Below are 26,390 nucleotides of genomic sequence, written 5' to 3'. Positions count from 1 at the left end.
GCCTGCTCAGGAACGCCCCGTCCGGCCCGGCAGCACCGCGGGCCGGTCGGTCACCGCGCGTGTGCCCCAGGAGTTGCTGTGGGTGACGTGAGCCGCGACGCGCCGAGCGAGGATCCGGCGGACTTGGACCGTAACGACCCCGAGCGAGAGATCGCGGCGCGTGCTGCTGCCTACCGGAACTGGGGACGATGGGGCGAGTCGGATGTGCTCGGCACGTTGAACTTCATCGACCCAGCCAAGCGGCTGCAGGCTGCCGCGCTCGTCCAGACGGGTGAAGTCGTGTCGCTCGCCCAATCCTTCGATACCGACGGCCCGCAGAAAGGCTGGCGGCGACGCACAAACCCGGTGCACACGATGACGGACACGGGCACGGACGCTGAGCGAGGAAGTCAGGGCTTTCCGCACGGGCTCGGTGGCGCCGACGATGTGATCTCGATGCCGCTGCAGTGTTCCACGCAATGGGACGGGTTGGGGCACATTTTCGACCACGGGCTCGCCTGGAACGGCCGCCGTGCGGGTGATGTCGTCACCAGCGACGGAGACCTCGTCACGGGCATCGAGCACGCGGCATCCGTCATCGTGTCACGAGGTGTGCTGCTCGACGTCGGCCGCCACCTGGTACCTGAGACCTGTGAACTGGCTGACGGGTACGCCATCACAGCCGGTGACCTCGAGGCGACGGCGTCCGCACAAGGGAGCCTCATCGGGCGTGGCGACATCGTGTTGATCCGGACCGGACAGTATGCGCGGACCCGGCGTGAGGGATGGCGCGATTACGCGGGGGGTGCGGCGCCGGGGCTGTCGTTGACGACGGCAGGATGGTTGCACCGCACGGAGATCGCGGCGATCGCCACCGACACGTGGGGGTTCGAAGTGCGCCCCAACGAGTTCGACGTGCAGGCTTTCCAGCCGCTGCATCAGGTCGTGATCCCGAATATCGGGCTCACGGTCGGGGAGATGTGGAATCTCGATGCGCTCGCGCAGATGTGCTCGTCCCGGGGGCAGTGGGACTTCTTGCTCTCGGCGGCGCCCTTGCCGATCACTGGGGCGGTCGGCTCGCCCATCAACCCGGTTGCCGTTCTCTAGAGACGAAAACTCAACGAACAAGGAGGTTCAACAATGACAGCAGTGAACAAGGTCGCCGTCGTCGGCAGCGGTGTCGCCGGACTGGCCGCGGCGATCCAGCTCGCGAAGGCCGGCGTGCACGTCGACGTTTTCGAAGCGAAGCCGGAGCTGAGCGCACTCGGCTCCGGGATCACGATCCAGGGCAATGCTTTGCGCGTGTTCGACGCGCTCGGCGCGTGGGAGGACATCCGCGACGCCGGGTTTCCCTTCGTCGGGCTCACGATGCGCGCGCCCGGACCCGGAGCGCCCGTCGTGGCCACGCTACCCGATCTGAAATACGGCGGGCCAGATTACCCGTCGACGATGGGGATGCCGCGCCCCGAGCTCGCCCGGATCCTTCTGAAGCACGCACAGAAGGCCGGAGCGAACGTGCGCTTCGCGTCCGAAGTCACGGGGATCGAGCATCACCGGGCCGAGCAGTCGGGCGACGACGACTCGGTCGAGGTGATCGTCAACGGAGAGTCCGCGGGCGTGTACGACCTGCTGATCGGCGCTGACGGCTTGAACTCGACAGTGCGGCGGCTCATCGGCATCGAGACGAAGCCGGAGCCGACCGGGATGGGCATCTGGAGGACATTCGTGTCGCGCCCCAACGAGGTGCTCTCGAGCGAGCTGTACTACGGTGGCCCGGTGTTCATCGCGGGCTACACCCCGACGGGCGAGAACAGCATGTACGCGATCCTGGTCGAGGCGGCGCAGGATCGATTCGGGATCTCCGACGAGGAGGCCACCCGCATCATGCTCGAGGAGTCCCGTGCGTATGACGGTCCGTGGAACTCGATCCGCGCCGACCTTGAGAACGGTGCGCACGCGAACTACACGTGGTTCACGAAGCACCTCGTCGAGGAGCCGTGGAACCGCGGGCGCGTCGTGATCATCGGCGACGCCGCGCACTCGTGCCCACCCACGATCGCACAGGGCGCTGCCCAGGCGCTCGAGGATGCCCTCGTGCTCACGGAGCTGCTCGTCGCGCGCGACGAGCTCGACCAGCAGCTGTGGGACGACTTCCACGGTCGGCGGATTCCTCGAGCCAAGACCGTGGTCGACGCGTCGGTGCAGCTGGGTCAGTGGCAGCTCGAGGGCAACCGCGACGCGGACCCCGGCGCGCTCATCTTCGCGATCGCCCAGCAGATGGCGACCCCCGCCTGACATGCGACTCGCGCGATGGATACATGACGGGGTGCTCGGCGAGGGATTCGTCGTCGGGGACCGGGTTGTGGCGTTCGCCGACGGTGAGACCGTTGCGGACGTGCTCCGCGACGGTCTTGCTGCGGCGCAGCGCCGACATGACGCGATCGCCGGCGCATCGGGCCGTTCGCTCGCCGACGTGCGCCTGCTAGCGCCACTCGTTCCCGCCGCGGTGCGCGATTTCGTCGCGTTCGAGGAGCATGTCGAAGGGGTGAGTGCCGCGGTGGACGGACACAGTGAAGTCGTACCCGAGTGGTATGAAGCGCCGACGTTCTACTTCACCAATCCCCACACGATCCTCGGCCCCGGAGAGCCGGTCGCGCCTCCGGTCACCGAGCGGCTCGACTTCGAGCTCGAAGTGGCGGTCGTGATCGGCGGTGACGGCGGCACTGACCTCACCGAGGCGCAGGCGGCCGACGAGATCTTCGGGTACACGATAATGAACGACTGGTCGGCCCGCGACCTGCAGTCGCGCGAGATGAAAGTGCGCCTGGGGCCCGCGAAAGGCAAGGACTTCGCCACGAGCCTTGGCCCGTGGATCGTGACCGCGGACGAATTGCAGCCGTTCCTCGACGGCGACGGGTTCCTCGCCGTGCGCGCGGAGGTGTTCGTCAACGACGTGCTGATCGGCGAAGATCTCGTCTCGAATATGGGCTGGTCGTTCCCGACGCTCGTCGCGTACGCCTCGCGCAACTCACGCGTCGTCGCCGGCGACGTGCTGGGCTCGGGCACTACCGGCAACGGCGGCTGCCTCGCCGAGCTCTGGGGTCGTCGGGGCCGGATCGACCCTGCACCGCTGAGCTACGGCGACGTCGTTCGGATGGTCGTCGAGGGCATCGGTGAACTCACATCGATGGTGGGTGCGAGCTCGCCCGCCCCGACGCTGCCGCCCGCCCGCCCCGCGACCCGGGCGCGCACCCGCGCGGGGAGTGCGACGTGACTGTATACGAGGGACTCCATGGCCGCACTGTCGTGGTGACCGGAGCCGCACGCGGCATGGGCGCAGCTGAGGCGCGGCTGCTGGCCCGCAACGGCGCGCGCGTGATCGCAACTGACCTCGTGGCGGAAGCGCCCGACGACTTCGACAGCGCCGGCATCGTCTACCGCCAGCTCGACGTCACCGACGAGCAGCAGTGGGAGGAGCTCGCCGCCGCGCTGCGGGCCGTTTCCGACGAGCCGCCACTACGCGGGCTGATCAACAACGCCGGCATCACCCACCGCTCCCGACTGGGCGACACCTCCCGCGCGGACTGGGACCGAGTACTCGCCGTGAACGTGACGGGTGCCTTCCTCGCGATCCAGGCGCTCACACCGCTGATGTCCGACGGATCGTCGATCGTGAATGTCGGTTCTGTCGCGGCACGCTCCGCGCACTACCCCGTCGCCTACACGACCTCCAAGTGGGCGCTGCGCGGACTCACCCACGTTGCTGCCACGGAGCTCGGGCCCCGCGGCATCCGTGTCAACGTCATCCACCCGGGATTCATCGAGACCGAGATGACTGCGACCGCGCCGGCGGTGATGCGCGACGCGCAGCTCGCTCTCACACCCATGGAGCGGATGGGCCACGTCGACGAGGTCGCGCACGTCGCGGCGTTTCTGCTCTCGGATGCCGCCGCTTACGTCTCGGGCGCAGAATTGCCCGTCGACGGAGCGTTCTCGTCGTCGGCCGGCGCCAAATACATGGCGGACCGTATCGCCTCCGACCATTCCCACAACTCTTAGGAGCCATCGTGTTCATGTATTTCCCCACCAACTACGTGTGGAGTCTCTCGGTCGTCGCAACGCTCAACAACGGAGGCTTCATCGACGAGGTCGACCGCGCGTGCAAGCCGGTGCTGCTGGCCGCCGAGCGTGGCGACGACGCCGGCACCGAAGAGCTCTATGCGTCGTGGGCGGCTGTGGCAGACCGGCTGATCGCCAAGGCGAAGGATGACGAAGCCCGCGGTCGGCGCATCGGCGCGGGGGAGACCTACTACCGCGCGTCGCTGTACACGTCGCAGGCGGAGCGACTGCAGTCGCCCAAGTGGGAGGGCCGCAACGCGGCCTACCAGAAGTCGATCGATCTGCTGCTCAAGCACGTCGAGCTGTCCGGCATCCCGCTCACGCCCGTCGAGGTCCCATACGAGGGATCGTCGCTTCCGGGCTACTACTACCGTGCCCCGGGTGACGGGCCCCACCCCGTCGTGATCCAGTGGAACGGCCTGGATTCGACGAAAGAGATGATGTACTACTCGGGCTTCCCGAAGATGCTCGCCGAGAGGGGCATCTCGACCCTCATGATCGACACACCCGGCTCGGGCGAGGCACTGCGGCTGCGCGGCCTCACCGCCCGCCACGACACCGAGGTGTGGGCAGCCGCGATGATCGACTGGCTCGAAACGAACGCGGTCGACCTGGACGCGGACGTCGACCGGATCGGCATCGTCGGCTGGTCGCTGGGCGGCTACTACGCGCCGCGCGCGCTCGCGTTCGAGAAGCGACTCAAACTCGGAGTCGCGTGGGGCGCGAACCACAACTGGTTCGAGGTGCAGGAGGGTCGCCGGCAGCGCGATGGCGAGAACCCCGTCCCGCACTACTGGGATCACGTGTTCTGGGTGTGGGGCGCTTCCGACATGGATGACTTCATCGAGAAGACCAGGGGAATGCACCTCAACGGGGTCGCCGATCAGATCACGGCGCCGCTGCTCATCACCCACGGTGTGGGCGACCGTCAGATCAACGTCAAGTACGCCCACCAGACATACGAGCAGGCCGTGAACGCACCCAAGCGCGAGCTCCGGCTGTTCGACGATCCCGAGGGCGGCACGGAGCACATCTCCATCGACAACATGCCCTACGTCGCCGGAATCATCGCCGACTGGATCGCCGAGACTTTCGTCGAACTCGCGTGATCCCATGAGGAAGAAGACTCATCTTCGCCTGGTCCCGCCGGTCGCGCGAACCGTGCCCGATCAAACCTGGGAAGATGGGGAGATGTCCCAGCCCGCTGCAGAGAGCGACCGTATCCGGCCGCCCATGCAAGTGCGCAGTCGAAAGGGCTGGGAGAACATCCTGGAAGCAGGCACGTGGATTCTCGAAAACGAGGGTCGCGATGCACTGACGATCGCGGCGGTATGCGCGAGAGCCGGTGTCGCTCCCACGGCGATCTACCGACGCGTCGACGGTCTGGCCGGCCTGTTCTGGGCGATCTACGACCGCGGCATGGAGCAGGTTGTCCATAGCTATCGCGAAGGCCTCTCGGCGGCAGCTGAGCTGCCGGCCGGATCACGAGAGCGCGTTGATCGCATCGTCCTCGCGATGGCAGACACGTGGGAGTCGAACGTCGATTTCCTCCACCCGATTGTCAACTACTCGACTTCGGATGACGCCCTCCGAGCCCGGGGGGCGCAGGAGTCGCTCGCACTCGTCGATCAAGTGGCGGAGCTGTTGGCCGGCCCCGACCCGGTCGTCAGCCGGGATGTCGCACGAATGCTGCACCAGGAGTGCGTCTTCCGGTCGATGTACGGCGATCAGTGGCTCAGCCACGGGCCGGAGAGCTACGGCGACTTCCTCGCACGACTTACTCGCATGGCTGAGAAGGCTCTGTTTCCCGGCGGTTGACTCGTTCCCTGCGCGCCGTCATGCCTTGCCGAAGGCATCCGTCGCCTGATCCAGCAGCGCAAACAGCTGCTGGCGCACCTCCGGGCGCTCGCTGATCCGTCGCTGCCACGGGATGCGAACCTCACGCGTTGCCCCGTCCGTCGCGAACGCGCGGAAGTCTGCGCCGTCTTCGTCGAACGACACGAGGTCGACCTTCGCGACACTACGGTCGCCGGTGATGCCCTGGACGATCGTGAGATTGCTCTCCATCGGATCGTTGTTCATGTAGTCGCAGATCGCCTGGATGACGTCAGGTTCGAATGCCATCGTCGACAACTCCTTCGTGGTCGGTGAATGCTTGCATTATAACAGTAATGCAATTAGCATTCTCAGTATGAGCTCGAAGGAGAGCGTGTTGGAGATCACCCATCTGGCCGCCACAGTGGTCGGCTGTCGCGAAGTCGCACGAGATGTCTTGCGGATCGAGCTTGCGGCCGTAGCAGAGACGTTCCCCGTGTGGACCCCGGGTTCGCACGTCGACGTCGTGCTTCCGGACGGCGACTCCCGGCAATACTCTCTCGCCGGCTCGCCGTCGGTGCCGGACCGGTGGGTGCTCGGGGTTCTCATTGAGCGGGAAGGCCGCGGCGGATCCCGCTGGCTGTCCGAAGCGGCTGTGCAGGGAGCCGAACTCACACTGAGCGCACCCCGAAACCACTTCGAATACTCCGGAGCGGGTGCCCCTCGAAAGGTCTTCGTCGCCGGCGGGATCGGCATCACGCCGCTGCTCCCGATGATCGAGCAAGCAGAGATCGATGGCGCCGACTGGGAACTCCACTACATCGGTCGTGCACGTGAGCACATGGCGTTCACCGAAGACCTCGCCAGGTATGGCAGCCGCGTCACCCTCTATCCGCGCGACACGACCGATCGTCCTGACATCGAGTCGATCCTGCTCCGCTCCCTACCCGTCGATGCCTACTGCTGTGGCCCCGAGGCGCTGATGGAGGCCGTCGAGGAACTCGGCATCCGACACGAAGGAATCGATGCGCATGTCGAGCGCTTCGTCCCGAGGCCGGTAGGCGAAGACCACGGGTACGACGAGTTCGACGTGTACTTCGACTACTCCGGCATCGAAGCTCACGTGGGACCGGGCCAGAGCATCCTGCAGGTCGCGGAGGACGCGGGGATCGAGGTGCCCACCTCATGCCGCGAGGGAACCTGTGGCACGTGCGAGACGCCTCTGATGTCCGGCGAAGTGGTTCACCTCGACTCCGTGCTCAGCGTGGCCGAGCGCGAGGCCTCGACCACGATGATGATCTGCATCTCGAGGGCGCGATGCCCCCGACTCGTACTCGATCTCTGAATCCCAACCCAACGAAACTGACGAAGGAGTCATAGCGAATGTCCGCAATCATTGGCACGGAGGACGACGTCCTCCTCACCCGACCGGAGTTCTGGGCGCGACCGGATCGCCACGAGGTGTTCAAGCACTTCCGAGACGAAGCGCCCGTCACATTCCATCCCGAGGTCGCAGCCCCGTGGGCGCCCGAGGGAGGGCCGGGCTTCTGGGCGGTGATGCGTTACCAGGACGTACAGGACGTCACGCGCAACACGAAGGTGTACAGCAACAAGTTCGGCACTCAGCCGGAGGAGTGGCCGCAGACCCGCGTCGCGGCTCTGGGTATGTTGCACATGGACGATCCCGAGCACCGGATCTGGCGGCAGATGGTCGGTCCCGCGTTCGCTCCGCGCTACCTCGACAGCATGCTCGACACCATTCGTCGCAACGCGAACGAGGTCATCGACGCACTCGTGGCGCAGCCCGACGTCGACGTCGTGTCGACCTTGGTCAACCGTTACCCGGTGAAGATCATCGCGGACATGCTCGCCATGCCCAAGGAGGACCACGAACAGTTCGTCGAATGGACCTACTACGCGTTCGGGCCCGACAGGGTCAAAGGCAACGCCGCGCATCACGCCTTGATCGAGTACGGCGTGAATCTCGCAGCGTCGCGTCGGCAGAACATCGGTGACGACGTCATGAGTCGCATCGTCACGGCCGAGTACGAGGGGCGTCTGCTCACCGACATCGAAGTCGGCGGATTCGTCTCGCTGCTCATCGGTGCCGGCGCCGAGACGACGGGGTCCTCGATCGCAACCGGGCTGTGGCAGCTCGGCAAGAATCCGGACCAGTGGGAGCTGCTCAAGAATGACCCTTCGCTGATCAACAAGGCGGTGGACGAGTTCTGCCGCTATACGTCCGCGGTCGTCAACTTCCGGCGCACCGCTCTGGAGGATGTCGAGCTGGGAGGACAGAAGATCAAGGCCGGCGACAAGGTGGTGCTCTACTACGAATCGGCGAACTTCGATGAGACCGTGTTCTCTGACCCGGAGACGTTCGACATCACGCGCGACTCCAGCAAGCAGGTCGCCTTCGGCGCCGGCGGCCCGCACCAGTGCCTCGGTGAGCACCTTGGTCGCCGGGAGATGAAGGTCTTCCTCGAGGAACTCATCAAACGCGTCGATGACATCACTGTCACGGCCGACCTGCTTCGTCCGCCGAACCCGCGATTCAACATGATCCAGCAGTTCCGCGCGACCTTCGCCGAGAAATAAGCGCACATCGGGGGTGATGTCCGCCTGCTGACATCACCCCCGATTCTGCTCGGCCAGCCGGTCGAGCTATTCGACGTGCCCGCACACAGACGGGTGCCTGGTCGAGAAAGGCCTCGACCAGAGGGAAGCTCAGACCCATCGCGATGGCGCGGGGCGAGCTGCCAACGAAGAGGAGAATGATGGAAACCACCAGAAGGCTGCGACTTCAACGCTCGATCGGAGGCGCGCTGAGCATTGCACTCACCGCTTCCGCGCTGACCCTCGTGGGTGCATTCGCATCCCCAGCCCCAGCTGCAGCGGCCGCGAACGACACCAACCCGGACTTCGGCCCGAACGTTGTCATCGTCGATCCGACGATGACCTCTGCGCAGATCAACGCGCTCATCGCACCACAGCCGGGGAACCCCAATCGGCAGATCTTGTTCAAGCCTGGCACCTACGGAAGTGCGAGCGGGCAGGACGACCCGAACTCCGCCACGGATATCGTCCTCGCGTCGGTCCCTGCCAATACCGCAATCGCAGGATTGGCCGCTTCGCCCACCGACACCCGGATCAACGGAGCCCTCTATGTCAACGGCTCCGGCTTCTCCACCCTGGGAACCTTCGCGCGGTCGCTGACGAATCTGAGCATCAACCCGATCCAGCCCGGCGTGGCACCGCACACCATGAACTGGATCACCTCGCAGACCGCGCCGTTCCGGCGGATAGACATCACAGGCAACCTGGATCTCGAAGGTGTGCCGGCGGCCAATCCGGCGTTCGGCAACCACTTCGTGAACACGCGGATCAGCGGTGACGTCCGCGGCGGCGAGGGACGCAACACCTCCGAAGGCCCGGGCGAGTGGGCACAGGCGATGTACTTCGTCCGCGACAGCGAGATCGGCGGAACTTGGAGCGGATTCGGCGGCGCTTTCGTCTTCTCCGGCGTCAAGGGCGCGCCGAAGAACGACTTCGGCCCGGAGACGGCGACCGCTCCGTCGGGTGCGAACATCACGCTGCCGACGACGCCAGTGACCCGCGAAGCACCGTTCCTCTACCTGGACGACGGCCACTACAAGGTCTTCGTACCGCGGTCCGAGAACAACAGCCGCGGCGTCGACTGGAACATCAACGGTGGTGGTGGAGCGTCGCTGTCGCTCAACGACTTCTTCATCGCAAAGCCGACGGCCACGGCACCCGAGTTGAATGCGCAGCTCGCAGCAGGAAAGAACCTCATCCTCACCCCAGGTCAGTACTCACTCACCGAGCCCCTGCGCATCACGCGTCCCGACTCCGTGGTCCTCGGCCTCGGATTCGCGACCCTGACCCCGACCGCCGGAACCGCTGCTGTCGAGGTCGGCGACGTCCCCGGCGTGATTCTGTCCAGTTTCAGCGTCCGTGCGGGCACCGTCAACTCGGACGTCTTGGTCCGGATCGGCAGCAACACGGCCGCCGGCAAGAACAGCGGTGATCGCCTGAACCCGACCACGCTTACCGACGTCCACATCTCGGTCGCCAACCCTGGCCGGGCAACAGTGTCGGAGGAGATAAACCAGAATCACGTGATCATCGACGGCGCCTGGATCCGCCGCGGCGGAAGCGGCTGGACAACCTCGCTCGCTGATCACGGCCTGGTGGTCAACGGTGACAGCGTCACCGGACTCGGCCTGTGGGTCGAGCACTACCAGAAGACCCAGATTCTCTGGAACGGCCAGGACGGTCGCGTGGTCTTCCTGCAGAACGAGCCGCCGTACGACCCGCCGAACCAGCCGGGCTGGATGAATGGCACGAAGGAGGGCTACCCCAACCTCAAGGTCGCAGACAATGTGACGTCCTTCCGGGTTGATGGATTCCACACCTACGCCCGCTTCACCGGTGGCGGCAACAACTGCCTCTGCTACATGTCCAGCGCGATCGAGACCCCGGTGGCGAAGAACGTCGTGTTCAACGGGGTGCTGGCCGGCGTCATCAACTTCCCGAACTCGAACGGCGGCTTCCGCAACGTCATCAACACAGATGGCATCGGGGTCGACGCCGCGCCGTATTACGGCACCTCGGCGTACCCGCAGTCGGACGTGTTCGGCCTGACGGTCAACACCCGAATCACGATGTTCTCGGGTCGGTGAGTCTGTAGTGATCGACGGGCGGACGGATGCCGGCGGGTTGCCGGGATTCGTCCGCCCTCTCGGTCCCGCCCCGCCCACGGCGACAATGAGGAGGAAAATGCACGACCGCACCCTGGGTTCATCAGATCTCGTCGTGAGCAGGATCGGGTTGGGTTGCATGAGCTTCGGCGCCCGCTACCCCGGCTTCAACGAATGGTCGCTCGACGAGGAGGCTGCGGCGCCGGTGTTCCGCGCCGCAGTGGAAGCGGGCATCAACCTCTGGGACACGGCTAACGTGTACGGCGGTGGAACGTCCGAAGAGATCGTCGGTCGGGCGATAGACCGCTTCACCCGTCGCGAGGACATCATTCTGGCGACCAAGCTGTTCTATCCCATGGGGCCGGGCACCACTGACTCCGGGCTCTCTCGCGCCGCGATCACGGCGCAGGTGGAGGCGTCGCTGCGGCGTCTCGGCACCGATTACATCGACCTCTACCAGATCCATCGATTCGACCCCGCCGTGCCCGTCGAAGAAACGATGGAGGCGCTACATCAGCTCGTCGTCTCGGGGAAGGTGCGCTATCTCGGCGCCTCGTCGATGCATGCCTGGCAGTTCAGCAAGCTCCAGTACACCGCGCGCCTCGGCGGATGGACCGAGTTCATCTCGATGCAGAACCACTATTCGCTGCTCAACCGCGAGGAGGAGCGCGAGATGTTCGCCCTCCTGGAGGACCTCGACGTGGGATCGATCGTGTGGAGCCCGCTTGCACAGGGCCGTCTCGCCCGGCCGCACCGGACCAGCACAACCCGATTCGACGCCGACCGGTTTGGCCGCGCGTACTTCGGCGACGGCGACGCGTCCATCATCGACGCCGTGGCGCAGGCCGCCTCGGTCCGCGCTGTCTCGATGGCACAGGTCGCGATGGCGTGGGTACTCGCCCGCGACGTCGTCGCCAGCGCCTTGATCGGGGTGACGCGGCCAGAGCACCTCGCCGATGCGGTGGAGGCACTGGACCTCCAGCTCACCGAGGAAGAACGCACACAGCTCGAAGCCGCATACAGCCATCGCGCCCCGGCGGGGTACTGACATGGCCGGCGTGGGGAGCGGATCCGCTCGATCGCTGTTCTCGTGCGAGGGAACGGTTGCCCTCGTCACCGGCGCAGGAAGCGGCATCGGCCTCGCGTGCGCGCGCGCCCTCGGCGACGCCGGCGCACGCGTCGTGCTCGTCGGCCTCGGCGACATCGAGGCCGTCGCCGGCGACCTGCGCGCCGAAGGGCTGGACGCCCTCGGCGTCGCATGTGACGTGACCGACTCCGCAGCGCTCGCCGCGACGATCGAGATCGTGCGGCAGCGGTACGGCCGGCTCGACACAGTTCTCGCGAACGCCGGTGCTGCGCTGGACGAGCCTGGAGCTCGGGACCCGCTGCAGCTCATGGACCGCATGTACGCGCTGCACGTGCGTTCGGTGGTCGAGCTCGCGAGCCTCGCACTGCCACTCATGGCCGACTCGGGCGGCGGCGCGTTCATCGTGATGTCGAGCATCGCAGGACTACGCGGCAATCGCGTCCTCTCGGGGTACGGCGCGACGAAGGCAGCCAACGCCGAGGTCGCGCGCAACATCGCGGTTCAGTGGGGCAACCGCGCGATTCGAGCCAATGCCATCTCTCCTGGCGTCATCGACACTGAGTTCGCACGACCGATCACCGCCGACGAAGAGTCCGCGCGGGCGCGTCTGGCCAAGACTCCGCTAGGGAGGTTCGGTCGCCCCGAGGAAGTCGCCGGCGCCGTCGTGTGGCTCGCCTCCCCAGCGGGAGCCTTCGTCAGCGGGCAGAACATCGTGATTGACGGCGGCACGATCGTCGCCGACTGAACGTGTGTCCCTTGACAGACGAGTGCAGACCATCCGGCGGTGTCACCGATGCAACGTGAGGCGCACCGCTTCGCGTGAGGCGGCATTACGACCCCGGGGTGACGAGCCCGGCCTCGTACGCGTGGATGACGAGCTGGGCACAGTCGTGCGCGTCGAGCTTGGCCATGATGCGGTTAATGTGGGTCTTGACCGTGTGCGCTGAGATGAACAGGTCCATGGCGATCTCGTCGTTGGATCGACCGCGGGCGATCTCGGTGAGGATCTCGACCTCGCGCGGGGTGAGCCCTTGGACGATGAGCAGCGACCGAATGTCTCCCGGTGCGGGGTCACGAGATGCATCTACTCGCGATCCAGCAGCTACTGCGGCTGAAGCCTGCTGAGTCGCCAGGATTGCAGCTTGATCAGAGCGAGCGCGCCGAACCTCGGGTGTGTGACGATCACTGCCGGACGGCTGTGTTCAGTGAGGGTCCCATGACGGCGAACGCATTGGCGCGGAGGCGAGTGGAGATCGGGGCGCTGACCGGCCATGCGGAGCCATCAGTGAACGCTGCCCGCAAGAGGGGATCCGTCGAGTGCAATCGATGCGTGCCGCGGGGTTGGCTCGTTCGGGCGCAGATGGGGGTGGATACGGTCTCGCGTGGGGTGACCCCCAGGTGACCCCGAGCATGCTGAGGGACGGGAGAAATCATGAGTGCCGAGTGTGTGGAGTGCGTTGCGAGCGATTGGATTGACATCGAAAAGAGCCAGATCAATCTTGAAAACTCGCGTGATTCCGCGGCGAAATGGGCGATGCCGGGTCGGCCAGAGGTTCGGGCCGTTTGACCCTGCTAAGGTGGAGTCCTCGCAAGGGGACCGAGGGTTCAAATCCCTCCGTCTCCGCAGAAAAACCCCTGGTCAGAACATGTTTACTTCGTTTCTGCCACGCACTCTGCCATTTCTGCCTCGAGTACCGCGAGTTGCGCACTGAGCGATCCGCGCAATGCTGCGACTGCCTCCTGATCACTCTGCTATGAGCTCAGCTTGATCACTCCGCGAATCGGAGCCGCCGCAGCGAAGACGGAGAGCTCGATTTCCCCTCGGTCCTCCTGGGTCTGCGGGGGTCTCCAGTTCTCGTGATTTCGGCAATCGTGAGGACGAACTGGCGAAGGGGCCGTCGAAGCGCGCCTAGCTGAAGAAGTCGTTGGCCCTGCGCGTCCATAGCAGGCCGAGGCCGATCAACGCGATGATGCCTTGGATTAGCGGTCCCCAGAATCCATTGCCGAACGTGAAGACGCCGTAGACGGCGACCGCAATGTTCAGCACGAAGACCACGGTCATGATGATCCGAGAGGTGTTGCTGCCGCGGAAGAGGCCCAGGCTTACGGCGATGGTGATGGCGCCGATGATGATCGTGAGCCATGCGGCAAGCGAGCCGAAACCGTCGCCGAAAAGGTGGATGATGCCGCTGACGATCGCGACGGCTCCGTTAAGCCATGCGAGTACGGCGACGAGCGTGACGCCGCCGGGGCGTTGACCTGCCATGGTTTCGTGCTCCTTCTGTCGGGGTGCCGGATTCGATTTCTACGCGTCCACCAAGCCTGAGTGTTTCCTGTGAACGGGTGCTCGGTTCGTCACGATACACAGCGCAGGCGACTTTGTGCGACATTTCTGAACATTTCGTCACTGACTGCTTTGGTGCTGGCCAGCGCGCCGGGACGGCGGCCGACGGTGGGCGGGGATGGCGAGAGTATGACGGCGATCGAGGTTCGGGGGCTCTCGAAGGCGTTCGGTGACAAGCGTGTGGTCGATGGTCTGGATCTCAGCATCCCGCGGGGGTCGGTCTACGGCATCGCGGGTCCGAATGGGGCGGGTCAGACGACGACGATCCCTGCTGGCCGGGGTCGTGCTGGTCGAAGCGGCCATCACCGGAACGTGGAGCGACGTGTGGGTCGCGTTCATCGCGGGCTGCGCAGCACTGGCGGTCACGGTCGCGATCTGCGCGTTCTCGAGCACGTTCAACGCGTTCGACCAGTCGAGGGCTCTATCGTCCCGTGGACGGGCGATCGGCGGAGTCCTGATCGCGATCCTGCTCGCCTACGCCGTGGTGATCGGCTGCGCGTACGCGTGGACGGCGCTGGATGCCGTCGCCCCACTGGCCGCCATCGCGGGCGTGAGCCTGGTGATCGCGGTCGTCGTGGCGATCATCGCGATCCGTATCGCGGGTGGGGCACTGGACCGCAACCCCGACGCACTGCTCGCCCGCTTCGCGACCAGCTGACCGGGCGCCGGCTCGCAGGAACCGCGGTCAGGACCCGGCGGGAGGTTCCGACTCGTCGTTGCCGGCGGCGAGCTTGCGCAGCGCGAGCGCCGAACGGACGACGAGGAAGAGGCCGGCCGCCGGCCACAGCCACATCAGGAAGCTCCCGCCGCTGACCACGAACCACAGGCCGAACCCGATGAACGCGAGCCCGACGATCAAGAACACGATGTGGGTGGTACGGGTGCGAGGAAGCATGGAGAAACCCATCTGTCGACGGCTTGTGCGAGCGAGGACCTCGTCGGAGACCCCTGAAATTGACCATAGTAATGTTCGAAATTGTCTCAATCCGCGTCGCGCGACCCCTAGGCTGTGCCCTACGTGCCGAACCGGGAGAGCCATGATCGAGATCGCGGGACTGAGCAAGTCGTATGGCGACAAGCGGGCGGTGGACGATATCTCGTTCACGGCTCGAGCAGGCTCGGTGACGGGATTCCTCGGCCCGAACGGTGCGGGCAAGTCGACCACGATGCGGATGATCATGGGCCTGGATCGCCCGGATGCCGGCACCGCGCGGATCGACGGAAAGCCGCTGCGCGAACATGCCGCACCGATGCGGGTCGCGGGTGCGCTTCTGGAAGCGAAGTCGGTCGCGCCGGGTCGCACCGCGCGGAACCATCTGCGCGTGCTGGCGGCGACGCACGGCATCTCAGATCAGCGGGTGGACGAGGTCATCCACCTCACCGGACTGGACACCGTCGCCGACAAGCGGGCCAAGGGATTCTCGCTCGGCATGGGTCAGCGTCTCGGGATCGCGACGGCGATGCTCGGAGACCCCTCGACCCTGATCATGGACGAGCCGGTGAACGGGCTGGACCCGGACGGGGTGCTCTGGGTCCGAAACCTCGCGCGGCACTTCGCCGCCGAGGGTCGGACGGTGCTGCTGTCCAGCCATCTGATGAGCGAGGTCGAGCTGACCGCGGACCGTGTGGTCGTGATCGGACGCGGACGGATCCTTGCGGACACCTCGGTCGCCGCCTTCACCGCCGAGGCGGCATCCGGCGCGGTCACCGTCAAGACCAACGACAACGAAAGGCTCACGCAACTCATCGCCGCCGAGGGCGGCTCCGCGACCCCGGCCGGCGACACGTTGACCGTCGAGGGAATCCCGGGTCCGCGGATCGCGCAGCTCGCGGTCGGCGCTGGGCTGGACCTTCACACGTTGGTGTCGTCAGCGGCCACGCTCGAGGAGGCGTATCTTCGCCTGACCGCCGACGCCGTCGAGTATCACGCCACCGACGCCTCTGCCGCGCAGGAAGGAGCGGCCGCATGAGCGTCCCGACCGTCGCGACCGATGCTCGCCTGACCTACGGCGGCGCTGTCCGCTCGGAGTTCCTGAAGCTGTCGACCATGCGTGGAATGTGGTGGATCGCCATCACAGCTGTGGTGATCACCCTGGTCACCCATCTGACGACCAGCGCTCAGGCGGTGACCGAGGACCTGCCGCTCTGGACGATCACCACGATCAGCAGCGTGTTGTCCGTCTCCTGGGTGATCGTCGCATGCTTCAACGCGCTGCAGACCACAGGGGAGTGGAGTTCTGGCCAGTACCGGGTCACCTTCGCCACGGTCCCGCGCCGCACGCTCTGGCTGGCCGCGAAGGCCACCGCGCAGGGTGTATACGCTGCCGTCGTATCGCTCCTCGTCTTGGTGACCTCCGCGCCGGCGGTGCTGCTGCGCTTCTCTGCTGACGGGGCGAGCATCGACTGGTCGCTGCCGCACACCTGGCAGGTGATCATCGGGGTTCCCGCGGTGTTCTTCGTCACCGCGTTCCTGGCCGTCGGCATCGGCGCTCTCGTGCGGTCGAGCGGTGTCGCGGTCACGATCGTGATCGGGCTGCTTGCGGTGCTCCCGTTCGCGGGCGCGTTCAGCCTGTTCGGCATGGAGTGGATCGGTCACCTGATCTCCTACCTCCCGACCGGAGCGGCCGACTCGATCGTGGGCGCCGGCGCGTTCGGACCCACCACCGACGACCTGGGCGTCCTCGGCGGAGCCGCGGTGCTGCTGGCGTGGACGGCGGTCGCCTTCTTCGGAGCCGCCGCCGCGATGAAGAACCGCGACGCGTGAGAACTCCCTCGCCCGAGCAACGCCCGCCCGTCACCTGCCTGGCCGAATCGACCGGAAAGAACAGAAGGAAGGCACACACCATGGACAAGACCAGCTGACCAGCCGCGCCGCAGCTGTTGGCCGCATCTACGGCACGATCGCCGCGATCGTCCTCATCGTCGGCGCCATCGCCGTCGTCGCGGGCTTCATCCAGGCGATCGCCGCAGCAGATGACGTTCTCACCGGCATTCTGGCGGGAGTCGTCGTGGCGCTCTCGATCGGCGTGTCGGTGATCGTCGCGTGGGCGGGTGCGCAGATGTTCGCTCTCGTCGCTCGCTACATCGAGTGGCGCACCAGCCGAGAGCTCTGAGCGCCTGAGACGCTTCCTGTCACCCGCGATCTCCGTCGCGGGTGACAGGAAGCTGAGAGCTCCGCGTCATCGAGCACACTGGAGGTGCGCGATGACGGGGTTGGCAGCCAGATGGGTATCGAAAATGCCCGCGCCGCGGGCGAGCTGACGTCGGTTCGGTGGCGACGCGTACTCAGGCGTATCCGAGCATGGCGATGTAGCGTCGAACCGGCGGTGCAGACTGTGGTGCGCGCCGGTTCGGAGTATCGCCCATGGCTGGAAGTGCGGACCTCGAGGCAGCGCGACTCATTCGCGGGTTCAGCGAGGAGTTGACCCTCCTGGTCGACCGCACGTTCGGTACGAATTGGGTCTCGAACGAAGAGGTTCTCGCGCTTGTGCGCATCGCGACCGTCGATGGATCGACAACCCGAGCGATTGCGGAAGCCAGCGGGCTGGATCGGCGTGCGCTCAGTCGCCTGGTCAACCATCTGCGGGACGAAGGAATCGTCACGGTCGAACGGTCGAGCGTCGATGCCCGCGCGATCGTCGTGCTGCTGACGCCGTTGGGGCGGAGCCGGGTGCGCGCATTGCCACGTCATCTCGCGGAGCGCTTGAAGGTGTGGGCCCCGGAGGCCCGGGAGATCGTTGCCAACCTCGGCGGCACGCAGCACGTCCAGGGCCCCATTGAACCGCTCGAGGTGCTGCGCCGCGTCGCGCTGACCGGTACCGGGATCATCGACCACATGCGCGACAGCGCGCCCGGTGGGCCCCCGCTCGGCCGGCAGAGCGTCGCCCTCGCGCAGATCCACAACAACCCGGGCATCCGCCCCTCTCAGCTGTCGCCCTCCCTCGGCCTGGGGCGTGGGGGTGCGGCCTACGTCATCGATCAGCTCTGCGCCGCCGGACTCGTCGTCCGGCGGCGAGGTACCGTTCCCGGCGACGCGCGCGCAGTCGGCCTCGACTTGACTCCGGAGGGGGCTCGCATCGCGAGTCAGCGCACCGACGCCATCGCTGCGAACCGGGGCCCTATCACGGCCCTCTTCAACGACATCGCCGCATTCGCGGACGCGACGGACGCATCCACCTCGCAGACCGCATAGGGTGCCCCGCCGCCCCGGCATCCGACTACGGGGATCAGGATGTTCTGGCGAAAAGTTCGAGACAAATTCGAACTAACGTGTAGGGTGCTGACTGCGCGAGCGGCAACCGCGCGACGGGGTTTCTCGATCCGACGTTCGCTGAAGCGGACCGACCGAAGACAACGAGAGGACTGTAATGACAGACGCAACATCGACGGGCATGGCGAACAGCCGGCGGGGCCTAGGGGGCCTGCGAAAGGAAGCGAAGCCGATCTACGGTCTGCTCGCGTACTTCGTCTACGTGGCGCTCCTCGTCCTCGTCCAGATCGCGATCGGCCCCGACTACACCGAGATCGCCGATTCGACCGAGAACATCCTGCGCGGAATCGTCGCGCCCATCGGTGCAGGGATCATCGGCATCGTCGTCCTCGCTCAATGGCTCGGCTGGTGGCGGCCCGCGCTGCGCGACCGACACCATGCACCGCGGTGGGTGATCATCGCACCACTGATCATGGCAGCGATCTGTGTCGTGAACATCGTCAACACCGACCTCGGCGCGTTCGACGCGACCTATCTGATCGTGTTCACCGTCGGCATGCTCATGGTCGGCTTCGGCGAGGAGCTGACGACGCGCGGGCTGCTGATCGTCGGCCTCCGCGGCCGCTTCTCAGAGGTATGGGTGTGGCTGTTCAGCACCCTGCTGTTCGGCGCCATGCACAGCATCAACGCGTTCTTCGGCCAGAGCATCATGTCCACCGCGCAGCAAGTGGGGCTCACCCTGGTGTTCGGGACAGGCTTCTACCTGATGCGCCGGGCGACGGGCTCGCTGATCTGGGCGATGCTGCTGCACGCACTGTGGGACTGGGCCACCTTCGCGAACGGCCAGCACGGCCAACCGAGCTCGATCGTGCAGCTGCTGACCATCGCGCTCTACGTGGCGGTGATCGTCGGCCTCATCTGGGCGATCAAGGGAGCCAACGAGCGCCTCGGCGCTCCGTCGAAATCCGACGCGTGATCGTGTCGGCGTGTGTCCAAGCCAGGTTGCCGGCCACCATGGGCGGCATCCGGTGATCGCTTCCGGGTGGCCGTAAATTGAAACGAACGAATCTGAGAGGTGAACATGCCGGAGAACGATGTGAAGAGGGTCGCGCTTGCCGCGATGGGATGTACCCAGTTCGTGATGGGGCACAACAGCACGGGCAAATGGGGGATGCTGAAGGAAGCGCTCGCGATGCGCAGCGCCGCCGGTGACATCCCTGCAGGTCCCGGTCAGGACCTGATTCGCGCGGCAAGGGACCACCTGTCCGGCGATGGAGACTCCGGTCCCAATATCGATGCGACCGACAAAGGCCTCATGATCTCCACCGGCCGCGCCTACGTCCAGGGTGTGCTGCCCGTGCTTCGTGCGCTTCCCGATGATGCTGCCGCGAACGTGCGCACCTGGTTGCTCGGGGTCGCCGAACACGTCGCGGAGGCATCGAAGGACAAGGGCGGCTCGGACAAGGTATCGCCGGCGGAGGCCGCCGCGATCGACGAACTCCGCGCCATCCTCGCCGGGTAGCGACCCGCCGCGTCGACGACGGAAGTCCCACCGTCGCCCGGCTCGCGCCCACGCGCCACGCGACCGACTCGCGCGCGCGATCGAGGGCGCGCGCCTTCGCGTCGCCGTGCCGGATGCACTCGGCGCGATCGTCGCGAAGGCTGCCGCATACGCCGTCGACCAGCGCGACAGAGGCCGACACCTCGATGATCTCGCGGTGTTGCTCGCCGCCGCGGGCGGTCGGCGGGGGCTTGGCTTGGACAGACTCACCCGACGCGACAAGCAGCACCTGCATCCTACATTCGGCCAACTCGCCGACAGCGGCCACCGCGCCTGGATGCTGATGGTTGCCAATGACCGCGCCATCGAGCAACGTGCTGCGGATCTGGTCATTGCGGCCCTCTCCACGACCTCAGCGAAGCGTCCGGGAGCGCCACAGCGCCGCCACGTTTCTGCCAGGAATCGAACACGGCTGACCTGATCCAGGAGTAGGTCGGCAACGTCAGAATCCGCGGAATCGCGCGGCTTCGGTTGAGTCTGATTAGCATCGGCGCGATTTCAAATCCCTCCGTCTCCGCAGAAAAACCCCCGGCAAACCGGGGGTTTTCGCGTTTGGGTCAGAAGAGCATGTTGCCCTTGGGTGGCCTCAAACCTGGGTCAGGGGTCCCCAGCGGTCCCCGCCGATTTTCGCTCCCCCGCACGGGCCAGTCTCTCGGCGGGGTCGCGGCGCTGATGATCCACTTGGGGTAGCGCTTGTGGATCGATCCACCATAGGCTGTGCATCGATCTACAGAATGTAGATCGATGCACAACGGCATGCCAGAGTGAGGTCGAACTGGCGGATCGCTGGCCATGGCACTCCCAACCTCAAGGAAGAGGAGCAAGAACCAAATGAGTCACGACAAGCGAAGCGAACACGCGAGCAATCGCCTTCGAAGAGTGATCGGAGTCGGGATCGGCGCGATTGTGGCAATCGGCGGGATCGTCGCGGTCCCGAGCGCGGCCACTGCGGGCGACTGCTCGGACAAGCCCTGGATGGATACGTCCAAGTCATCCTCTCAACGCGCTGACGCTCTCCTCGACGCAAGTAGCCGATATCAGATGTACCGGTGGTTGAACGTCGCCGCGGTCGAGCGGGCTCAGCAGACTGACTTCGCGGGGGTGATTTATCCAGCACAGTTGGAATGCACTCCGGTGGTGTTCCATACCGATGGTGCCGACGGAGTCCGACGCGAGCCGGGAACGACGGCCTTTCCGGCACCCATTGCGATGGCGGCGACCTTCAACCTCGACCTCGTCTATGACAAGAGTGTCGCGCAGGCGGTCGAGACGTTCGAGACCGGACACAACGTCATTCTGGGTCCGGGGCTCGCCAGTGGCAGGACGCCGCTGTCGGGGAGGAACTCGGAGTACTTCGGCGAGGATTCTCTGCTGTCGGGGCTTCTCGGTGCGGCAACAAGTCGCGGCTTCGAGGAGAACGATGAGAACATCGCCGTCCTCGCGAACGCGAAGCACTACGTGGCCAACGAGCAAGAACTCGACCGGAACACGAGCTCCTCGAACATCGATGAGCGCACTTTCCGCCAGGTCTACGCGCTCCCGTATGAGATCGCGCTCGCCGAGGGCGACCCCGAGAGCGTGATGTGTTCCTACAACCTCGTGAATGGCGTTTATGCGTGCGAGAACGAGGAGATCCTCGATGGCACGCTTCGGGAGTCCATCGGGTGGGACGGCTATGTGATGAGTGATTTCCGGGCTGTCCACTCGACTGGTCCGGCCATTGCGGCCGGTCTGGATCAGGAGTTGAACGATCCGACCTATTTCACGCCAGATCTGATTGACGCCGCGATCGACGCGGGGGAGATCACTCTCGATGATGTCGAGACGGCGGCATTCCGTGTTGTGCGTTCGTACATCGAGGAGGGTCTGTTCGATACTCCGATGCCGACATCACCGAACCCCGACTCCTCCACGGCGGAGCACAAGGCGATCGCTCGCGCGCTTGCGGAGCAGGGAACCGTACTGCTGAAGAACGATGGTCTGCTCCCGCTGTCGGAGGACCAGCCCGGTCAGATCGCCGTCTTCGGCCCGACGGCATCGGCGACCGCGACGAACGGCGTGAGCGCCAACTCGGTATGCAGCATGTTCAACCGGCGCAGCAACACCCTGCTGTGCGAGGATCTCGTGGCCCCCGACAGTGCCATCGCGGCTCGCGGAGGCGAGTACGGTGCGGTTGTCGCTTTCGATGCCGGCGACGACGTCGCGGCTGCCGCCGCGTCTGCTGCCGCCGCCGACGTTGCGATCGTCTTCGGCTACAAGATGATGGGTGAGTTCGTCGACCCCGAGGACCTCAGTCTCGACGGCAACGGTGACGCGCTGATCGCCGCGGTCGCTGCGGCGAATCCGAACACGGTGGTGGTGCTGCAGGCGGGTAGCGCGGTCGAGATGCCGTGGATCGACGAGGTGAGCGCGGTCCTGCATGCGTGGTATCCCGGTGAGCAGATGGGGCCGGCCATCGCGTCTCTGCTGTGGGGCGATGTGAATCCGTCGGGCAAGTTGCCGATGACGTTGCCGGTTTCCGAATCTGACACGCCGACCGGTGGTGTGGATGAGCGCTACCCGGGAATCTTCGCGGATGGCTCGGTCGAGCGCCCCGCTGGCTCGGACGAGATTCGTCAGGTCAACTACACGGAAGGTCTCGAAGTCGGCTACAAGTGGTACGACGCGCAGGACATCGACCCTCTGTTCGAGTTCGGCCACGGACTGTCGTACACCACGTTCGAGTACTCGAAGCTGAAGGTGAAGACCACGACCGATCCCAAGACGGGACAGGTCGAATCGACAGTTTCGTTCTTCGTTCAGAACACCGGTGCGGTGGCCGGATCAGAGGTGCCCCAGGTGTATCTGACCCTGCCGGCCGCAGCGGGGGAGCCGGGCAAGCGCCTGGTGGCGTTCGACCGCATCGCGCTCGACCCGGGCAAGAAGCAGAAGGTCACGGTTGTCATCGACTCGTCGGCGAGCAACCAGCCGTTCGCTATCTGGGACGTCGAGGATGACGAGTGGAGCATTGTGGAAGGCGACTTCACCGTTTCGGTCGGTTCGTCGTCTCGTGACCTGCCGCTCATCGGAACGATCACCGTCGACTAGCCATGTCGCATGCGCGGCGGAGCGGGAAGGCAGTGCCTCTTCCGCTCCGCCGTCGGCTTGTTGCACTCCGTGCTCGTGACTCAGCTTTGTGCGCGGGGCGCCGAGAGCGAGGCTGGTCGTAGAGCGGTCTATCGTGGGTGCCACGCACCACGCGGTGCGGTTCGCGCGGGTGTGGCGCGCGAGCGGGCAATGTTGGGGAAGCGAGGATGCTGATGTCTGATGCGTCGACCGCGCGCGGGCACGCGACGATTCAGGACGTCGCCGACGCTGCGGGAGTGTCTCGCGCGGCCGTCTCGAAGGTGCTCCGCAACGCTTACGGAGTGAGCCCGACCATGCGGCAGCGGGTGAACGCTGCGATCGAGTCTCTTGATTATCGGCCCCGCGTGGCAGCTCGTGCGATGCGAGGAAGCACCTACACGATCGGTATCGAGATCCCTGACTTCGGGAATTCGTTCTTCACGCGCGTCTTGTTCGGCGCCCAGTCTGCGTTGACGGGCACCGGCTACCAGTTGATGATCGCTCCGGCGGATCCCGGCCCGCAGGAAGGTGCTCGCGCCCTGGAGGCTTTGCTGGATCGACAGGTCGATGGTGTCGTTGCCGTGTCTCCGATCGTTGATCAGTCGAGCCTGGAGCGGATAGCCCGTCGCACGCCGGTGGTCATGTTCGGCCGTCACGACGAATCCGACTTCTACGACACCGTGGCGGCAGATGACGAGCGAGGGGCTGGCGAACTCATGCGTCACCTGCTCGAGTTGGGGCACACACGCATCACGCACTTGAGCATCGGTGAGCTGGGTGGATCGGTGGAGCGGCGCACGCCGCACGGCATCCGTCTCGAGATGTATCGCAAGGAGATGGCACGCGCAGGGCTGGTGACCCACGAGCGAGTCGTGCGTGCAGCCGAGGGTGAGGAAGCAGCGTACCTGGCGACGGTGGAAGAACTCGACGGCCGCGAGCGACCGACTGCCATCCTTGCGGGGCACGACGCCCACGCAATCGGCGCACTCCGGGCGATCATGGAACGCGAATCCGATGTCTCGGTTGCCGGCTTCGACGACATTCCCATCGCAAGCCACCCGGGCATCTCGCTGACCACCTCAAGGCAGCCGGGCGAGGAGATGGGCGCGCGGGCGATGGATATGCTCCTGGAGCGGCTGAAGGGCCGTACGGAAGCCGCTCATGAGATTTTCGAGCCAAGCCTTGTCGTCCGTGGCTCAACCAAGCCGCCACCGCCTTGACCGCCGTTTGAGCGCGATCGGTGCGTGCGTCATGCTACCTGCGACGCAGTGGGTCCGGGAGGCTCTGATCGCTCGAGGCTGACGGCCACCACTGCGGGTCCGACGTGGGCTTCACCCGCGATGCAGGCTCGTGTGCCAGAGGGGATGTCGACGGTGACCGCGTGGAGATCAGCGCTGACGGTGATCAGTCCGTGGGGTGTCGGGACGGCGGCTTGAGCCCACTGCAGATCACCGAGATCGGGCGCCACACTGAAACTTGCCCACCCGTCTGAGGTCGGGCGTAGCCCCAAGACGACCTCGGGGAGAGTGCCGGCTGGGCTGGCGCTCCAGGCATGGCAAAGGCTCTTTCCGAAGGGGCGCCCATACATGGACCAGGGGCTGTCCAGGCCGTCGGCGAACTCTTCCCAGAACGTCTGCGCCCCTGCATCGATCATTTCGCCCCACAGGGACCGTAGGCGGACGATGGCGCCGTCGGGATCGCCGCACGCGGCGAGAGCGCGAAGGAGGAACCCGGTCATGAACGGTGTACCCGCTCGGCGGTGACGTCTCAGCTGCCTCGCGGCATCGGCGTGGGCGTGGTGGGGCGTCAACCCCGCGAGCACGCCGAGGAAGTGAGGGTGAGGCGCTTCGCTGACCGGACCGTCGGCATACTCACGCCATGCCGACGCCTTCTCATCCCACCCTGTCTTCTCCAGCGCGGTGGCAACAGTTGTCGCGCGCGCCTTCCATTCGGGTGCGGCGGGGTGGTCGGCGCGCTCGAGCACTCTGGCGCCGCTGCTCAGAGCCCAGTACCAGAGCATCTGAAGGGGGATGTACACGCGTTCGGGCTCGACCTCGACCCCCCAGTCGATGAACACCGCGCCTCGGCCAGCATCCGCGAACCCGTCGTGCTGATCGGCGGGGTGGAACAGTCCCTGCCGGTCGGCGTGGCCGGCGATTGCTGTGAGGAAGCGGTGGATGCTTGCAGCCTCCCGGCGGGCATGGTCGGAGTCGCCGAAGTAGTGGTGGTACAGGTCGGCGTTGATGAGCCACCAGAGTGAGTAATCGGAGATTCCGTTGACGTATCCATGTGTGGGCTGCCCGAGCGCGACGCTGCTGTCTCGGGCGATGGCGCCAGCACCGAATGCGTATGCGTTCGCAAAGGTGGTGATGGCCTGGTCGCCTGCCCACGGCATTCTGTCGCGCTTGATGGCGTCGACCATCAGCTTCTGCATGTTCAGACGCAGGGTGTAGGCGCTCACCGCCCAGATGCGGTTGAGCATGGCATCCGAGCAGGAGAATGCGCCACGCGTGGCGACGGCCGGGGTGCTCGCGTGAACCTCGACGACCGCGTCAGGCGGCGCATCGATGCTCAGGTACTTGAAGCCGAGAGCGTGCTGCGACCACCACTCCCCTTCTCCGACGGGTACGAGTTCGGAGTTCGACTCGACCAGTGTGGGTGGGGCCAGCGCCTCCTCAATGGTCTCTCCGACGCTGAGGGTGGCCGGCGACGCTGACCGGATCACCACCCGACCCAGAACGGGCGCCGTCAGCGCATACACGCCGTCCTTGTGTTCCGCACGGACCACAGTGGAGGGGAGTGGTTCGAGGTGTGGGGCCTCCGTTCCCCCCGGGCGTAGCAGCACTGCCTCCCATTCGCTCTCGTCGTGGCGTCGAGCACGCCAGCTCGCACTGCCGAGTGCGTTGTCGCCGCCCACGATCCGAAACGTGGCGGGGTTTCCGTCGAGGGCCCGTACGTCGATGGTCAGTCGCCCTTGTGCGGGCAGGTCCAGAATGAGCGATGCGTTCGACTCGGAGGCGGTACTCGTCGCACCGTCAACGGAGACTGCGACATTCGCTTCCGCTGCGATCCGAACCTTGCATGCCTCGCCGGGGAGGTCGCAGGCGAACTCAACACGCGAGGCGGGGCGGCCGTAGTTGTCGGCGTAGTGGACGAATTTGTTCGCGGCGAACCCGTCGCGAACAATCTGCCCGAGCACGGCCAGCTCGTAGTCAGAACGCCGGTACACCCAAGCGTCGATTGCGGGACCGGGAGCGGGCAGATCAGGGAGGGGATCGGGGGACTCCAGGCGAGACCTTCTCAGAAGCTCGAGTGCGTGGCTCGACGTGGTCGCCGTCTCCAGCATCGCGTGTCGCGCGTCCGTCGCGTCGCCATCGCGCATGTCTTTACTCCTCGTCGAGTTCCTGGGGCTGTTGCCGATTTGTTACCCACCGTAATGGTAGATCGGT

The 26,390-nt window shown here is 65.7% G+C and carries 25 protein-coding genes; 20 read left to right on the top strand and 5 right to left on the bottom strand.

Annotated features, from left to right (window positions below):
* Positions 1–78 precede the first annotated feature (78 nt).
* Genes HQM25_RS15045 through HQM25_RS15020 form a run of 6 tightly spaced genes read left to right on the top strand, consistent with a single transcriptional unit; the run spans position 79 to position 5,916 of the window.
* A complete protein-coding gene (locus tag HQM25_RS15045) occupies positions 79–1,086 on the top strand; it encodes a cyclase family protein (protein WP_254359389.1) in 1,008 nt (335 codons plus the stop codon).
* Positions 1,087–1,119: 33 nt separating this feature from the next.
* On the top strand, positions 1,120–2,274 hold the full coding sequence (locus HQM25_RS15040; protein ID WP_172990963.1) for an FAD-dependent monooxygenase: 1,155 nt from the start codon (positions 1,120–1,122) through the stop codon (positions 2,272–2,274).
* Between the two features lies 1 nt (position 2,275).
* A complete protein-coding gene (locus HQM25_RS15035; RefSeq protein WP_172990962.1) occupies positions 2,276–3,253 on the top strand; it encodes a fumarylacetoacetate hydrolase family protein in 978 nt (325 codons plus the stop codon).
* Positions 3,254–3,288: 35 nt separating this feature from the next.
* The gene (locus HQM25_RS15030; protein ID WP_254359388.1) at positions 3,289–4,038 is read left to right on the top strand and encodes an SDR family NAD(P)-dependent oxidoreductase; all 750 of its coding nucleotides are present in this window, start codon (positions 3,289–3,291) and stop codon (positions 4,036–4,038) included.
* A 14-nt stretch (positions 4,039–4,052) separates the two neighbouring features.
* The gene (locus tag HQM25_RS15025; RefSeq protein WP_254359706.1) at positions 4,053–5,207 is read left to right on the top strand and encodes an alpha/beta hydrolase family protein; all 1,155 of its coding nucleotides are present in this window, start codon (positions 4,053–4,055) and stop codon (positions 5,205–5,207) included.
* A gap of 4 nt (positions 5,208–5,211) precedes the next feature.
* Positions 5,212–5,916: a TetR/AcrR family transcriptional regulator gene (locus HQM25_RS15020; protein WP_172990960.1), complete on the top strand. Its 705-nt coding sequence runs from the start codon at positions 5,212–5,214 to the stop codon at positions 5,914–5,916.
* Positions 5,917–5,934: 18 nt separating this feature from the next.
* Here the strand turns inward: HQM25_RS15020 and HQM25_RS15015 are convergent, their stop codons facing one another.
* Entirely contained in the window at positions 5,935–6,222 is a 288-nt protein-coding gene (locus HQM25_RS15015; RefSeq protein ID WP_172990959.1) for a DUF2470 domain-containing protein, read from the bottom strand.
* Positions 6,223–6,289: 67 nt separating this feature from the next.
* Between HQM25_RS15015 and HQM25_RS15010 the strand changes: the two genes are divergently transcribed.
* The 5 genes from HQM25_RS15010 (at position 6,290) to HQM25_RS14990 (ending at position 12,466) form a co-directional block, all read left to right on the top strand.
* Positions 6,290–7,258, top strand: coding sequence for a PDR/VanB family oxidoreductase (locus HQM25_RS15010; protein ID WP_172990958.1), 969 nt, complete (start codon positions 6,290–6,292; stop codon positions 7,256–7,258).
* 38 nt (positions 7,259–7,296) lie between these two features.
* Complete coding sequence (locus tag HQM25_RS15005) at positions 7,297–8,511, top strand: cytochrome P450 (protein ID WP_172990957.1); 1,215 nt, start codon at positions 7,297–7,299, stop codon at positions 8,509–8,511.
* A 176-nt stretch (positions 8,512–8,687) separates the two neighbouring features.
* A complete protein-coding gene (locus HQM25_RS15000; RefSeq protein ID WP_172990956.1) occupies positions 8,688–10,616 on the top strand; it encodes an adenylyl cyclase in 1,929 nt (642 codons plus the stop codon).
* Between the two features lie 97 nt (positions 10,617–10,713).
* Positions 10,714–11,682 (top strand): aldo/keto reductase, encoded by a 969-nt coding sequence (locus HQM25_RS14995; RefSeq protein WP_172990955.1) that lies wholly within the window; start codon positions 10,714–10,716, stop codon positions 11,680–11,682.
* A gap of 1 nt (position 11,683) precedes the next feature.
* Complete coding sequence (locus HQM25_RS14990; protein ID WP_172990954.1) at positions 11,684–12,466, top strand: SDR family NAD(P)-dependent oxidoreductase; 783 nt, start codon at positions 11,684–11,686, stop codon at positions 12,464–12,466.
* Between the two features lie 85 nt (positions 12,467–12,551).
* Here the strand turns inward: HQM25_RS14990 and HQM25_RS17890 are convergent, their stop codons facing one another.
* Complete coding sequence (locus HQM25_RS17890) at positions 12,552–12,761, bottom strand: response regulator transcription factor (protein ID WP_302182848.1); 210 nt, start codon at positions 12,759–12,761, stop codon at positions 12,552–12,554.
* A gap of 869 nt (positions 12,762–13,630) precedes the next feature.
* Positions 13,631–13,987, bottom strand: coding sequence for a hypothetical protein (locus HQM25_RS14980; protein WP_172990953.1), 357 nt, complete (start codon positions 13,985–13,987; stop codon positions 13,631–13,633).
* 319 nt (positions 13,988–14,306) lie between these two features.
* Between HQM25_RS14980 and HQM25_RS14975 the strand changes: the two genes are divergently transcribed.
* Positions 14,307–14,723, top strand: coding sequence for a hypothetical protein (locus tag HQM25_RS14975; RefSeq protein ID WP_172990952.1), 417 nt, complete (start codon positions 14,307–14,309; stop codon positions 14,721–14,723).
* A 27-nt stretch (positions 14,724–14,750) separates the two neighbouring features.
* On the opposite strand, the gene HQM25_RS14970 is transcribed toward HQM25_RS14975, so the two are convergent.
* A complete protein-coding gene (locus HQM25_RS14970) occupies positions 14,751–14,960 on the bottom strand; it encodes a hypothetical protein (protein WP_172990951.1) in 210 nt (69 codons plus the stop codon).
* Positions 14,961–15,102: 142 nt separating this feature from the next.
* On the opposite strand from HQM25_RS14970, the gene HQM25_RS14965 reads away from it, so the two are divergent.
* The 8 genes from HQM25_RS14965 to HQM25_RS14930 all read left to right on the top strand — a co-directional run bounded on the left by HQM25_RS14965 (position 15,103) and on the right by HQM25_RS14930 (position 24,161).
* On the top strand, positions 15,103–16,035 hold the full coding sequence (locus HQM25_RS14965) for an ABC transporter ATP-binding protein (protein WP_172991698.1): 933 nt from the start codon (positions 15,103–15,105) through the stop codon (positions 16,033–16,035).
* Positions 16,032–16,829 carry a hypothetical protein gene (locus HQM25_RS14960; RefSeq protein WP_172990950.1) on the top strand — a complete coding sequence of 266 codons (798 nt, stop codon included), beginning with the start codon at positions 16,032–16,034 and terminating at the stop codon, positions 16,827–16,829. The genes HQM25_RS14965 and HQM25_RS14960 overlap by 4 nt, the downstream gene beginning before the upstream one ends.
* 600 nt (positions 16,830–17,429) lie before the next feature.
* Complete coding sequence (locus HQM25_RS14955; protein ID WP_302182820.1) at positions 17,430–18,257, top strand: MarR family transcriptional regulator; 828 nt, start codon at positions 17,430–17,432, stop codon at positions 18,255–18,257.
* Positions 18,258–18,432: 175 nt separating this feature from the next.
* Positions 18,433–19,251, top strand: a complete 819-nt coding sequence (locus HQM25_RS14950) for a CPBP family intramembrane glutamic endopeptidase (RefSeq protein ID WP_172990948.1) — start codon at positions 18,433–18,435, stop codon at positions 19,249–19,251.
* Positions 19,252–19,356: 105 nt separating this feature from the next.
* A complete protein-coding gene (locus HQM25_RS14945) occupies positions 19,357–19,797 on the top strand; it encodes a hypothetical protein (RefSeq protein WP_217275156.1) in 441 nt (146 codons plus the stop codon).
* A gap of 106 nt (positions 19,798–19,903) precedes the next feature.
* The gene (locus tag HQM25_RS14940) at positions 19,904–20,257 is read left to right on the top strand and encodes a hypothetical protein (protein WP_172990946.1); all 354 of its coding nucleotides are present in this window, start codon (positions 19,904–19,906) and stop codon (positions 20,255–20,257) included.
* Positions 20,258–20,667: 410 nt separating this feature from the next.
* Entirely contained in the window at positions 20,668–22,923 is a 2,256-nt protein-coding gene (locus HQM25_RS14935; RefSeq protein WP_172990945.1) for a beta-glucosidase, read from the top strand.
* 212 nt (positions 22,924–23,135) lie between these two features.
* Positions 23,136–24,161, top strand: a complete 1,026-nt coding sequence (locus HQM25_RS14930) for a LacI family DNA-binding transcriptional regulator (RefSeq protein ID WP_172990944.1) — start codon at positions 23,136–23,138, stop codon at positions 24,159–24,161.
* 29 nt (positions 24,162–24,190) lie between these two features.
* Here HQM25_RS14930 and HQM25_RS14925 read toward each other — a convergent pair whose 3' ends face one another.
* Positions 24,191–26,323, bottom strand: a complete 2,133-nt coding sequence (locus tag HQM25_RS14925) for an alpha-L-rhamnosidase C-terminal domain-containing protein (RefSeq protein WP_172990943.1) — start codon at positions 26,321–26,323, stop codon at positions 24,191–24,193.
* Positions 26,324–26,390 lie beyond the last annotated feature (67 nt).

Origin of the sequence: Microbacterium hominis (genome assembly GCF_013282805.1) — a bacterium.
Classification (GTDB): domain Bacteria; phylum Actinomycetota; class Actinomycetes; order Actinomycetales; family Microbacteriaceae; genus Microbacterium; species Microbacterium hominis_B.
Note: the sequence above shows the minus strand (reverse complement) of the source record. Positions and strands in the feature narration are given on the sequence as shown.